12 protein-coding genes and 1 riboswitch are annotated in these 13,303 nt (G+C 44.7%); of the genes, 10 read left to right on the forward strand and 2 right to left on the reverse strand.

Annotated elements, in window-relative coordinates:
• Window positions 1-56 precede the first annotated feature (56 nt).
• Genes MHB56_RS23625 through MHB56_RS23635 form a run of 3 tightly spaced genes read left to right on the forward strand, consistent with a single transcriptional unit; the run spans window position 57 to window position 2,203 of the window.
• Window positions 57-1,241, forward strand: a complete 1,185-nt coding sequence (locus tag MHB56_RS23625) for an MFS transporter (RefSeq protein WP_036678905.1) — start codon at window positions 57-59, stop codon at window positions 1,239-1,241.
• A gap of 39 nt (window positions 1,242-1,280) precedes the next feature.
• A complete protein-coding gene (locus tag MHB56_RS23630; RefSeq protein WP_038569667.1) occupies window positions 1,281-1,808 on the forward strand; it encodes an acyl-CoA thioesterase in 528 nt (175 codons plus the stop codon).
• A complete protein-coding gene (locus MHB56_RS23635) occupies window positions 1,805-2,203 on the forward strand; it encodes an FxsA family protein (protein WP_076124906.1) in 399 nt (132 codons plus the stop codon). The genes MHB56_RS23630 and MHB56_RS23635 overlap by 4 nt, the downstream gene beginning before the upstream one ends.
• An 89-nt stretch (window positions 2,204-2,292) precedes the next feature.
• Here MHB56_RS23635 and ytvI read toward each other — a convergent pair whose 3' ends face one another.
• On the reverse strand, window positions 2,293-3,408 hold the full coding sequence (gene ytvI / locus MHB56_RS23640; protein ID WP_076124908.1) for a sporulation integral membrane protein YtvI: 1,116 nt from the start codon (window positions 3,406-3,408) through the stop codon (window positions 2,293-2,295).
• A 397-nt stretch (window positions 3,409-3,805) separates the two neighbouring features.
• Here ytvI and citZ point away from each other — a divergent pair, with 397 nt between their 5' ends.
• From citZ to MHB56_RS23660, 4 genes are all read left to right on the forward strand, one after another.
• Window positions 3,806-4,918 (forward strand): citrate synthase, encoded by a 1,113-nt coding sequence (gene citZ / locus MHB56_RS23645; RefSeq protein WP_036678915.1) that lies wholly within the window; start codon window positions 3,806-3,808, stop codon window positions 4,916-4,918.
• A 147-nt stretch (window positions 4,919-5,065) separates the two neighbouring features.
• Window positions 5,066-6,361: an NADP-dependent isocitrate dehydrogenase gene (gene icd, locus MHB56_RS23650; RefSeq protein WP_036678918.1), complete on the forward strand. Its 1,296-nt coding sequence runs from the start codon at window positions 5,066-5,068 to the stop codon at window positions 6,359-6,361.
• A gap of 80 nt (window positions 6,362-6,441) precedes the next feature.
• Entirely contained in the window at window positions 6,442-7,383 is a 942-nt protein-coding gene (gene mdh, locus MHB56_RS23655) for a malate dehydrogenase (RefSeq protein ID WP_076100099.1), read from the forward strand.
• 127 nt (window positions 7,384-7,510) lie between these two features.
• A complete protein-coding gene (locus tag MHB56_RS23660; protein WP_076278578.1) occupies window positions 7,511-7,939 on the forward strand; it encodes a hypothetical protein in 429 nt (142 codons plus the stop codon).
• Window positions 7,940-8,015: 76 nt separating this feature from the next.
• Here the strand turns inward: MHB56_RS23660 and MHB56_RS23665 are convergent, their stop codons facing one another.
• Entirely contained in the window at window positions 8,016-8,954 is a 939-nt protein-coding gene (locus tag MHB56_RS23665; RefSeq protein WP_341144073.1) for an AraC family transcriptional regulator, read from the reverse strand.
• A gap of 194 nt (window positions 8,955-9,148) precedes the next feature.
• Between MHB56_RS23665 and MHB56_RS23670 the strand changes: the two genes are divergently transcribed.
• The 3 genes from MHB56_RS23670 (at window position 9,149) to MHB56_RS23680 (ending at window position 13,278) form a co-directional block, all read left to right on the forward strand.
• Window positions 9,149-11,260 carry a GDSL-type esterase/lipase family protein gene (locus MHB56_RS23670; RefSeq protein WP_254847633.1) on the forward strand — a complete coding sequence of 704 codons (2,112 nt, stop codon included), beginning with the start codon at window positions 9,149-9,151 and terminating at the stop codon, window positions 11,258-11,260.
• 237 nt (window positions 11,261-11,497) lie between these two features.
• The gene (locus MHB56_RS23675) at window positions 11,498-12,370 is read left to right on the forward strand and encodes an SDR family oxidoreductase (protein ID WP_038569678.1); all 873 of its coding nucleotides are present in this window, start codon (window positions 11,498-11,500) and stop codon (window positions 12,368-12,370) included.
• 87 nt (window positions 12,371-12,457) lie between these two features.
• A riboswitch (TPP riboswitch) is annotated at window positions 12,458-12,559 on the forward strand.
• A gap of 113 nt (window positions 12,560-12,672) precedes the next feature.
• Complete coding sequence (locus tag MHB56_RS23680) at window positions 12,673-13,278, forward strand: thiamine phosphate synthase (RefSeq protein ID WP_081392472.1); 606 nt, start codon at window positions 12,673-12,675, stop codon at window positions 13,276-13,278.
• Window positions 13,279-13,303: the final 25 nt, after the last annotated feature.

A 13,303-nucleotide genomic window follows, 5' to 3' on the forward strand; every position in this document is an offset into this window, starting at 1 on the left:
AAATATAAGAGAGTGCAATGCTTGATTAAGAAGCTGGAGAGGATTTGTAGCTTAAAATGGAAAAATTATCGAAGCTGCGTGGCTTTTATCTGTTTTTAGGATTGGCCGGCGGTTCATTTGGCTCATATCTAACGCTGCTGCTTGTCCACAATGGACTTGATAGCGGGCAGATAGGTATACTAATGGCAACAGGCACGCTAATTGCGATCACGATTCAGCCAATATGGGGAATTGTCTCGGATCGGTATAATCAGACGCGTTTGGTACTAATCCTAAGTGTGGCGATACCGGCTTTATTAGCCGTCTTTTACCGTTCGGAATATTTTATAGTGTTACTGCTGGTGTATACCCTCTCCACAATCTTTTCCTCGACACAGGCGCCTATAGCCGATTCTTACGCGATTTCAGCGGCGAAGAGGGCTGGGGCTACTTATGGCAGTATAAGGCTTATGATGAGCATTGGAGCGGCTGTGGGAGCCTATTTAGGCGGATTGTACGTATCTTCCTTCTCTGTATCCACGATATGGCTGCCCTTTCTTATGTTTAATCTGATTGCGGTTCTTATTGCATTGACGCTGCCGAAGCAGGCAGAAGAGAATCATATGATGCGGCAATCGTTTTCTCAGGGGGTTAAAAAGCTGCTGGGGAATCGGGTGTTCCTAGCGTTTTTGGGTGGCAGTTTTCTTGTGAACCAGACGATGACTGCTTTTGGAACCTACTTCGTCATTGCGTTTCAGTCGGTTGGAGGTTCAACTCGTTATGCAGGAATTGCGCTTTTCCTCGCATCTGTAACGAACGTGCCCTCCATGCTGTTTGCTTCCAAGGTAATCAAAAAGCTGGGGCGCGAGCGGACGCTGCTCCTTGGCGCACTTATTTATGTCTTGCGGTGGGGTATTCAGGTGGCTTTCCCTTATCCATCCGTAATGATTGGAGTGCAGGTACTGCATGGTCTGTCATTCGGGTTCTTTTATATTGCTGCCGTTGAATATGTATCTCAGATCACCTCTAACGAGATGCAGGCGACTGGGCAAAGTGTTTTTAATATGGTGTTCTCGGGTTTTGCCGGTGTTGTTGGCAATTTATTAAATGGATTCTTGCTCAATCAAGGCGGCGTAGAAGTGATGAACCTGTCTTGTATGTTGAGTTCAATTGCAGGAGCGATGCTGCTATTTTATGTCGCCAGAAGCTCCCGAAGCAAACTATCGACGACAAAGCTATCTTCAGACGGGGCCCGGGCCTAAAGCTCTCCCTGCTGCCTATGCCGAAAGGAGTATTTATAAATGGAATTACAGCAAGACGGCTTGCGAAGCCGGTGGTATGAGTCTACCCTGCGTGTTCGATACCAGGAAAGTGATCAGATGGGCGTAGTGTATCATGCGAATTATTTGAACTGGTTTGAGTCTGGCCGTACGGAGTTGTTACGTCAGCTTGGCTTTACTTATCGTGAGCTTGAGAATCAGGGAGTGCTGCTGCCTGTTACCTCAGCCGATTTGCAATTTAAAAGTCCGGCGCGATATGATGATCTTATCTCCGTGTATGCGCGAATGACTACCTTTTCGGCGTTAAGAGTCGCATTTGAGTATCAGGTGCGGAGGCTCTCGGAAGCAGAAGGTAGGAATTTAGAGGGTTCAGCGGCTACTTTGGGACAATTGCGGTCGATGGACCTCCCCGGGGAACTGCTGGTTACCGGCTCGACAAATCATGTTTGGGTGAATCGAGAATGGAAGCCTGCCAGGCTGGATAGAGCCCTTCCGGAGCTGTTTCACGCGATTAAAGGAGCGCTGCGGGAAGAAAGGGGTTCTGTATGATTAGAAGCAAATGGTTGTGGGCTGCATTATTTATCATTCCTGCCGTGGAATTATTCGGCTTTATCTTTGTAGCAGATCAACTTGGAGCATTCAAAACGCTGCTGCTTATGTTGACGACCTCGGTTATCGGACTATTGATGATGCGTTTCGAAGGGAATAAAGTGCTGCAAGACAGCAGAACACATATGCAGGAGGGACGCGTTCCTGGCCGGACGATGCTGGATGGCCTATGCATTTTTTTCGGTGGCTTACTGCTGATCTTACCTGGCTTCATAACGGATATTGTAGGTTTCTCCTTGGTGTTTCCGTTGACTCGGCCTTTGTATCGTATATTTTTGCTGAAGTGGATTGAGAAAAAGATGAAAAACGGCACCTTCACCTTTTACCGCCGCTAGTCATAATCAAAACAAAAACAGAGCGGGCCCCTGTCATTGATAGGAGCCCGCTCTGTTTTGCTATTCCAAGAATTGTAGGGTATTGTTTATTATCTTAGTCTTCCGCTGACAATATAGCTGTGTAATGCGTGAAATACACCTGCTCGGTTAAAGGCTACAAGAATAACTAGAATAACGGGACCGATGATCAGCCCAAGCATACCGAACAGCTGCAAACCTGCAAACATACCGACCAGCATAGCAAGGGGATCAAGCCCAATGCTGCTGGCGAGCACTTTCGGCTCAAGCACTTGGCGGGTTACAAGGATAACGGCATATAGGATAGTAAGTCCGATCCCCAGTGCCAGATTGTCTGTCATGTAAGAGTATAACGCCCACGGAATCATTACGATTCCAACCCCTAAATAAGGCAACAGATCCACAAAACCAATCATTAAGCCAATAGCGAAAGCAGATTTTACACCCAAGAGCAGCAACCCGATCACTACAATGACCGCTGTAATGGAGATCAGGATTAGCTGAGCCCGGAGATAGCCGAAGAGAGCTTTTCGCAGATCCCGCCAGATACCCGATACCGGCTTTAAGAATGGGGCTGGCAGCCAGCCTGTGAGTTTGGCATTATGTCTTTCCCAGCTAGTACTAATAAAAAAGGCAGCGAGAACGACCACGATAAGAATTGTACCCATACTGGGTAGAGCGGAGATCAGCTTTAAGATCACATTAAAAAATCCGGTCACCACTTGCGTAACTGCGTAACCAACGGTTTCCGTTGTTCTGCTGATATTGCTGTCAATGGTGGCGTGATAGTCAGGATTGTCGCGGTAGAACTGATTTATCTGGTTAATGATATTCTGTATGCTTGCATTCTGGCTCAAGGACAGCAGAAGCTCTCTCCATTGGTCCGTATGAAGATTAAAGGTCTGCAGCAGCACGATCAATTCTTTCACTAGCCTTGTAATCATCGCGGTCAGTACTAGTGCGGTTCCGCCTATGTAAAATAGCAGCGAGAGCGACACCGCCAGCCACGCTGGGAGCTTAAGGCCTTTAAGAATCAACACTAGTGGATGCATGATATAAGCGAGCAACCAAGCGAGCAGGAGGGGGTATAACAGCGGAAGCAATAAATAGATTGCCAGCAGGAGGATAGAGGTAGCCAGAACGACCCACAGGCCGCGCAGCAGTCTTTTTAATGCTAATCGGTCCATACGAAGATCTACACCTCCTTCATTCCTGCGGATGCAGGGGAATAAAAGCTCGTCTTCATATATATTCATAGAACCTATTTAAAGACTAGGAAACGGGATAAATATTGGGCTGAACCGGATGCTATAAACTAAAATCTCAACTGTGAATCAAGGGTTTAGAAGTTTTTTTCTATCTCTGTGATAAAATCATTTGATGCGCTGCAAAGCTTCCACATTGTTCACATAACCGACAAAATCCAGTATGATGAATAAAGATTCGATTACGAAAGTCAGACAACATCCTCGCCGGATATGTCCTTGAACTGCACTCCTTAGATTTTTCAATGCTTTAAATTGGAAATGTTTACATGAAACCGAGAATGCTTTTTATACCTTGTTGGCAAAGGAGAGATATGCTATGACAGCTACCAAAGGCTTGGAAGGTATCGTTGCAACAACTTCATCCATTAGCTCTATTGTGGATGGGGTACTCACTTACCGTGGTTATGATATTGATGATCTCGCAGAAAATGCTACCTTCGAAGAAACCGCTTATTTATTGTGGTTTGGCAGTCTACCAACAACACCAGAGCTGGAAGCGCTCAAACGGGATTTCAGTGCTTTCGCACGGATTCCTGAGCCAGTCATCGAGCAAATGAAGCTCTATCCAAAAGACACCAACACCATGGCAGCATTGCGGACTGCTGTATCAAGCCTTGCTCTCTATGATGAAGCGGCTGACGATATGAGCAGAGAAGCTAACGAGATTAAAGCAGTAAAACTACAGGCACAGCTCCCGACGGTTGTGGCGGCCCTATCGCGTATTCGCAAAGGTCTGGAACCTGTGGCTCCTAAAGAAGGCGTCTCGATTGCCGAGAACTTCCTGTATATGTTATGGGGAAAAGAGCCTGACAGTGTATCTGTTAAAGCGCTTGATACCGCACTTGTGCTTCATGCGGACCATGAGCTGAATGCTTCAACTTTTGCAGGCCGGGTTACGGTTGCAACCTTGTCCGATATTTATTCCGGCGTGACCTCCGCTATCGGCGCACTAAAGGGTCCACTTCACGGTGGGGCGAATGAAGCCGTTATGAAGATGCTTGAAGAGATCGGAAGTTTGGAAGCGGTTGAACCTTATATTCGTAAGAAGCTGGATAACCGCGAGAAGATCATGGGCTTCGGCCATAGAGTATACAAAAATGGTGATCCACGTGCTAAACACCTGATGAAAATGTCACTTGAACTTGGCACAATGAAGAATGATACTACGCTGTATGATATGTCCGTAAATATCGAGGAATTGATTACCGGACAAAAGGGACTTAAACCGAATGTTGATTTCTATTCGGCATCAGTTTATACACAGCTGGGTATTGAACGTGAGCTGTTCACTCCTATCTTTGCAATTAGCCGGACTTCAGGCTGGACTGCACATATTCTGGAGCAATATACAGATAACCGTATTATCCGGCCACGTGCAGAATACACAGGTATGATTGAACAGAAATACGTTCCAGTAGACGAAAGATAGAAGGGCAGCCTTGCGGGCTGCTCCTAAAGTTTAGTAGAATGAACCCTAGAATATATGCAATAATGCATATTCATACGTAGAGAGTTTTGTTCGAGACTTGTCCATGAGAAATTAAATCCCACAAAACTTTAGGAGGAATACACTCAAATGTTGAAACTAGAAAAATTCGATCTGCCAACAGAAGGCGAACAAATCACAATTAAAGATGGTAAACTGCAGGTTCCTAATCATCCAATCATTCCTTTTATCGAGGGTGACGGCACAGGCCGTGATATTTGGAAGGCTTCCAAACGCGTACTTGATGCAGCAGTAACTAAAGCTTATGGCGGCACAAAGCAAATCGCTTGGTACGAAGTTTTTGCTGGCGAAAAAGCCTTCAATACATATGGCGAATGGCTGCCAAATGATACTTTGGAGGCAATCCGTGAATATTTTGTAGCTATTAAAGGTCCACTTACGACTCCAATCGGAGGCGGTATTCGTTCATTGAACGTAGCTTTGCGTCAAGAGTTGGATTTGTACGTATGTCTGCGTCCAGTTCGTTATTTCGAAGGGGTTCCTTCTCCTGTTAAACGTCCTGAGCTGGTGGATATGGTTATTTTCCGTGAGAATACGGAGGATATTTATGCAGGGATTGAATATCAAGAAGGTTCTGCTGAAGTGAAGAAAGTCATCGAATTCCTGCAAAAAGAGATGGGAGTTAACAAAATCCGTTTCCCTGAAACTTCTGGTATTGGTATCAAACCAGTATCCTCCGAAGGTTCAAAACGTTTGGTACGCGCTGCTATTGAATATGCGATCAAACACGGACGCAAGAGCGTAACGCTTGTGCACAAAGGAAACATCATGAAGTTCACTGAAGGTGCCTTCAAAAACTGGGGTTATGAAGTTGCTGAGCAAGAGTTCGGAGATAAGGTCTTCACTTGGAATCAATACGATGTGATTAAAGAACGTGAAGGTGAAGCTGCTGCCAATGCTGCTCAGAAGGATGCTGAAGCTGCGGGCAAAATTATCATCAAGGATGCCATTGCGGATATCGCATTGCAACAAGTTCTGACTCGTCCGACTGATTTTGATGTTATTGCTACCTTGAACCTGAACGGGGATTACCTGTCTGACGCGCTTGCTGCGCAAATCGGCGGTATCGGTATCGCTCCTGGAGCGAACATTAACTATATTTCTGGACATGCGATTTTTGAAGCCACTCATGGCACCGCACCTAAATATGCAGACAAAGATGTTGTGAACCCTGGTTCCGTGATTCTGTCCGGCGTAATGTTGCTGGAGCATCTGGGTTGGCAGGAAGCAGCAGATCTGATTTATAAAGGTATGGAAACAGCTATTAATAACAAAACCGTGACTTATGACTTTGCCCGCCTGATGGAAGGCGCAACTGAACTGAAATGCTCTGCATTTGCCGACGAGATTATTAACCACCTCTAAGATAGGCTGGCTCAACCAACTGAATATATTGAAGTTTAGCTAATACAAGCTATACCGATACCGTTCTAGGAGGAGAATCCTTGGCAATCAAACGTTATAAAATTACAGTTGTAGGTGCCGGTTTTACTGGGGCTACTACAGCTCTTATGCTTGCTCAAAAGGAGCTTGGTGACGTTGTGCTGCTTGATATCCCACAAATGGAGAACACAACCAAGGGGAAGGCACTAGATATGCTGGAAGCAGGTCCTGTACAGAAATTTGACAGTCAAATTACAGGAACCTCAAGCTATGAAGATGCTGCGGATTCAGATATTGTAATCATCACTGCAGGGATTGCCCGTAAACCTGGAATGAGTCGCGATGATCTCGTGAACACCAATGCAGGTATTGTGAAGTCGGTATGCGAGAACATAAAACGTGTAGCACCAGATTCCATCGTAATCATTCTGAGTAATCCAGTTGACGCTATGACCTATGCGGCATTTAATGCGCTGGGTTTTCCGAAGAGTCGCGTAATTGGACAATCCGGAGTGCTGGATACAGCCCGTTATAACACGTTTATTGCACAAGAGCTGAAGGTATCTGTTGAAGATGTACGTGGTTTCGTATTAGGCGGACACGGCGATGATATGGTACCACTCGTAAGGTATTCCAGTGTCGGCGGCATTCCAATTGATACATTGATATCTGCAGAGCGTATTGATGAGATTGTGCAACGTACACGTGTAGGTGGCGGAGAGATTGTTAACCTCTTAGGAAATGGTAGTGCTTATTATGCACCAGCGGCTTCTTTAGTTCAGATGGCGGAAGCTATCTTGAAGGACAAAAAACGGATCATTCCGGTTATCGCTTTGCTCGAAGGAGAATATGGCTACGATAACCTGTTCATGGGTGTTCCGGCGTTACTTGGTGCCAATGGTATCGAGAAGATTTTTGAACTGGAGCTTACAGCTGAGGAAAAAGCGGCTTTAGATAAGTCTGCTGAATCCGTGCGTAGCGTAACAGCTGTGCTAACTGTATAGATTGTGACAGAGGTATGAAGAAACCCCCATTTTGTTCACTTAAAATGGGGGTTTCCTTTTCTTCTCAAGCAATAATGGGTATAATTAAATGTAACTATTATCACAGTTAAAATGGAGGAGATATGTTATGAATTGGAACGTGTTGTTTTTCTTACATATGATCGGAACCTTGGCACTTGGCTTCTACCTTGTGCTACCCTTCATCCTAGGACGTGCAGAGAAACTGTCGTCTGGGGCTAAAGAAGGAACGTTAAGTGCAGTAACCGGATTTAATCGTTTTGCGCAGTATGGATTGGTGATCCAACTCCTTACAGGCGGTTATATGATGACCAAAGGTGATTATTCAGTAGCGTGGATGATTATTGTTGTTGTGTTATTGCTAGCGATGTTTGCACTTGGCGGTATTATGAGCAAGCCTTTGCGTCTTGCAGCAGCTGGAATACGTGAGAACCGCGACGTTAGCGCAGAGACTGGAAAATTGCGCACACTTAGTGCACTGCTTACGGTGTCATTGCTACTAATGGTATTCTTCATGGTGTTTAACGACATAGTTTAATCTATAGCGAATTATACCCGCCTCCGTAATGGAGAGCGGGTTTTTCGTATGTTCCGGTATTTATCTTCATAAAACGTTAATCCCTGATAGGATTCGTATAAGATTTCGGCCGGTAATTTAACGGAGAAACACCCGTCCATCGTTTGAATTGTCGGCTGAAGTGGCTCTGGGAAGCAAACCCGAGTTGTTCAGAAATCATCTGTATTTTTAAATCGGTATGAAGCAGCAAATGTTTTGACTTCTTTAATCTTAGATTAGTTATGTACTGCCTAGGAGATATCTTATATACCTTTGTAAACAACTTATGGCACTGCACCCGACTTAAGCAAAGCTGCTCAGCAATCAAATTAACCGTGAGCTCCGGCAAATGAATATTGGCTGCAATATATTTTTCGATCTGATGAGCAGTTTCCACCTCGTACAAAGAGTTTGCTTGTCGCGCTGCGTTGGAATTCTCCGAATTCGAGAGCTGTACATCAATGAGTTCAGTCAAAATCATCAGGATGATCGCTTGCAAACGAAGCCTTTCTTTTACAAGGATCATTTCTTCAATTTCCTCGGGAAATCCAGTGGAGGCCGTCGTGGCGAGAATATTGTTCTTAATAAATTCATCCAAATGTTCCAGTTGGTGATTTAATCCCGAATGCTGCATTTGCTGGTTATTCCATTTCTGTACAGCTTGAGACTGAAACCAATCACGAAACTTTAAATCGTCAATATCGAAATGAAAGGAGAGGTAGATATAGTTGCTCAGGCCAGAATTAACTACATAATGACGTAAGCCAGGCGGAATAATTAACCAATCTCCTTTACCAAAGGCAATGGAACTTCCTTCTACATATTGATGGGAGTTGCCGTCGTAGCAATACAATAGTTCGAAGATTTTGTGATGATGATCAGGGTATGTCCACCCAGGTTCTGCTACACGATAATGAACACCGATCAGCTGCAGTGTACTTATAATGTTCGGAAAGCTGACTTTGTAAGCGATAGGAGTTCTCCTCCTTAGGATCAATAGGGATGTTCTTAATTATATCAAGGATACCTATATATATGACCGTGTTGCAGTGTGAGCCGTTGATCATTCCATGGTTTTCGTTACAAAAGGTCAAAAAAAAGAATGAAATCATCATTTGAATCATTTTAGAGAACAGGGATAATGGAGGGACCTAGGGAAGTATTTCGAGAAACGGAAGGAAGTGTAATGAAGTGGGAAAGTTGTGTAGGAATATACTAATCTTATCTTCTTTACTAATGGCTTCATTGACTCTTACTCACGGTACAACAGAGGCAGCCTTTATAAAAGATGGGGCAGAGAGGCAACCTCCAACCCAAATTGCAAGCGTATACAAGTTCAATTTTACAAACCAAGTTAAAACAGGATATCAATCCGTTAGGTATGATCCTAATCGCGGTGCACAATTGTATGACTCATCTTTAGGTTATGGTTTTGTTCAAGAGACCAACGCTTTACCCGCCAGAGAAGTGCACACCGACTCAATTACATCCGATGGAACAGGTTTTTTCATCACAGAACCTATTTTTTTTGCTGAACCTAAATCTGAGAAAGATAATTATAACAACTACGGAATGGCGTTTCGAATGGATGCTCCCCCTGGAACCTACAACGTATATGTAAAAACGACTTCTGACGCAGAGGATGGGATCGTGTCAGTATCCGGAATGCAGACCAGCCGCTTGTTGAAAAGTGGACATTGGGACGCTGCAAAGCTTGTACCCGTCAAGCATACGGCTGTAGCCAAAGGGAAAGAGTGGACTTATACGTATGTAAACGGCCGTGACCATATAGATATTGAGATCGAACCGAACAAAGTGAACACAGCTGTGGGGATTGAGGAGATCATACTGGAACCGATTTTGCCTCAGCATAGAGCAGTTGGAGCTCTTCCGAATTTATTTATACTTGGAGATTCTACGGTCAAGTCCTACACCTTCGACGAAGCACCAATGAGTGGTTGGGGCCAGATTATTGGCAGTATGTTTAATCAACATAAATTGAGTGTAACTAACTATTCCATGGGGGGACGCTCGTTTAAAAATGCCTATACAGAAGGTCGACTGAACGACATTTTACTGAATGGCAGCATTGGGGATTATGTGTTTATTCAATTCGGACACAATGATGAGAGCGCAGATGAGTTCAGACGTTACGGCAGAGGTTCGACAGAAGCAATGTATGAAAATTACCTTAAAGCAGTCTATCTCCCTGCGATTCAAGCCCGGGGTATGATACCAGTACTGGTAACCCCAATGTCCAGAATTAAAGGGAATGCAAGTCCGGGATATATCTATGAAAATTCTTTTAAATCAAGAAAGTTTGTAGATATTCTTAAACGGGTCGCAGATGAATCTGGAGTTACACTTATTGACCTTAACTCGGAAAGTCTGAAATATTATAACGAGATCGGTGTAGAAGCAATAACATCCCTCTTCATGTCAATTGAAGCCGGAGAAACGCCAGGCAAAACAAATGACGGAAGTTACGCTAACGGGCATCCTTCAAAGAAAGTCGATGGGACTCATTTTAAAGAAGCGCTCTCCAAACAATTTTCGCGGATGATTGTTACGGAGCTTGTAGAGAAAGGTGCTACTGGCGATTCTACTGCTGCCTCCATTACTGCTTACCTTAAAGGGAACGTTAAGCATGCGGCACTAACAGGGAACTGGGGTAAGATTTTTCCGGAAATAACGAATGATACGACGACTGGGGAAGCTGCTTATTACCGTAATCAAATTGAGAAATTAATCCAGCTGGGAGTAATGGGCAAAGACCGTCAAGGAAATTTTAATCCGGATACGGTGATGACAGTTGCTGAATTCACACGCAGTATTTCTAAGTTAATGAAAGTGGAAAGATCAGATCTTGCCTATTATCCGAAAGGTAAGCTGTCACGTGAAACGATGGGTGCTATTCTCTATGACGTTTACCAAATAAAGTTTGCTAATAAACCTAAGTACATGACTGATTATAACGGCATAGCAGTAGTGCCAGGAGATCCTGGCTATGATTCGAATCTGGAGCCAGGAGCTAGAGGTGCGATGTACTATCCTCTTGTATCCTGGACGCAGCTTGTTGATACAGCGGACATTTCTCCTTATTTAATTTCAAAAGTGAAAAGTGCATATGAATTAGGACTCATTAGATCTGAAGTGGGGATTGCCAGAGGCGAAATGGTCAATGGGACAGAACTAGAACCTAAAGCTATAGTGACCCGGGAGAAAGCGGCCAAAGCTCTGTACTTTATGTGGGTGCTGGAACATGAAGTGAATGCAGAAAATCATGTTTCTTCTCTAAAATAGTCAGGGTGAACAATTCAAGGCACAGCAGCGATGCTGTGTCTATTTGTATGCAGTGAATTCCTCTCCACTTACAGCAGTGTATCTCTCACGGTTGTTTATTTGTACTTTCATTGTGGTAAGTAAGATTCGTAAAGCGATTTAAGAAAATGATAAACCCAGCGTATAAACGTGTATAGTTGTGCCATCCTAAGACGATCAGTTAACTATCAATTTGCTTAACGAGAGGAGATAGGGAAGATGTCAGGCAACAATAAACAAGCTACAAAAACCTTACCCCCACAGGAGCAGCATCATCAGCCAGGGATTGAGAGTGAAATGACGCCGCTGCCCAAATACGAGCCGGCAAATTATAAAGCAGCAGGTAAACTACAAGACAAGGCGGCGTTAATTACCGGTGGAGACAGCGGAATTGGGCGTGCAGTTGCTGTGCTTTTTGCTAAAGAAGGCGCTGATGTGGTCATTTCATATCTTAATGAACACTCAGATGCAGAGGAAACTAAACGTCAGGTTGAGCAGGAAGGCCGCAAATGTATCCTAATTCCAGGTGATATCGGTGACGAGAAATTCTGTAAAGATCTTATTAAACAGACGGTGGAGGGCTTAGGAAAGCTTGATATTCTCATCAATAACGCGGCAGAGCAACATCCGCAAGCTAAGATCGAGGATATTACTTCCGAGCAGCTAGAGCGTACTTTCCGTACGAATATATTTGCGATGTTCTATTTAACAAAAGCAGCTATGCCTCATTTAAAAGCAGGATCTACAATTATAAATACAACTTCAATTACCGCTTATCGCGGAAGCCCGCAGCTGCTGGACTATTCATCAACTAAAGGAGCTATTCTTAGCTTCACACGATCCTTGTCCACGAATCTGGCAGAGAAGGGCATACGGGTAAACGGTGTTGCACCAGGTCCAATCTGGACACCGCTGATTCCCTCTACCTTTGATGCAAAACAGGTTAGCGAGTTTGGAGGTACACAGCCTATGAAACGGCCTGGACAACCAGAAGAGCTGGCACCAGCCTATGTATATCTGGCCTCTGACGATTCCAGTTATGTGACTGGACAGGTTATTCATGTAAATGGTGGCGAGGTAGTAAACGGTTAGATCAGTACAGCTAATGTGAATAAATGGGTGTATTTCAATAAAAAAATATGTTACTATAAACCACGTTAGCATTTTAAAATTGTATATTTATGTCACTAGGGGTGCCGATTGGCTGAGACGGAATGGATTTCCGGACCCTTTGAACCTGATCTGGTTAAGACCAGCGTAGGGAAGTGGAGAACGAATTTCTGTTGTCGGGCTATTTGTAGTGCCGTCTATATACAGATTCTGACTGCCTTCCTTACGGGGGGCAGTTTTTTTGTTTTTTACTGACCTACAGGGAAGTGAGAGAGGAGATCGTGATGTTGCAAGCTGAGATCCATCTAATATCAGACGGCAAGCTACAACTGAGACATTTTGTTGAACTAGCTGTCACGGTGCAGACATGGGTCGATTATATTCACCTGAGAGATAAGCAATGTCCTGCATGCGAACTGCTCGCTGCGGCACAGCAGCTGTTGGCTGCCGGTATGCCCGCTACCAAACTGATAATCAACGACCGGATAGATGTAGCATTGGCAGCTGGTGCCGCGGGGGTTCAGTTGGCTTGGCACAGTCTGAGTCCGGTTACAGCCCGGCGAATTGCACCTCAGCTTCGGCTGGGGAGATCGGTTCATTCTCCGGAAGAAGCGGCGAATGCCTCAGAGCAGGGAGCTGATTATTGCTTGTTTGGTCATGTATTTCCCTCGGATAGCAAGTTAGGGCTGCCCGCACGTGGGTTAGAGCTGCTTGCAGAAACGGTGAAGACCAGCTCTATTCCTGTAATTGCGATTGGCGGAATTAGCCCCGCTAATGCGGCGCAGATCATCAGGAAAGGTGCGGCAGGAGTTGCTGTGATGTCCGGTATTTGCGGAGCGGATGATCCTTATGAGGCCGCCAAAGCTATTCATAAGGCGGTTCATTCATAGCCTGGAGGTAACAGCATGGGCGAAG

This window comes from Paenibacillus sp. FSL H8-0315, from assembly GCF_038005365.1.
Lineage (GTDB): Bacteria > Bacillota > Bacilli > Paenibacillales > Paenibacillaceae > Paenibacillus_AQ > Paenibacillus_AQ odorifer.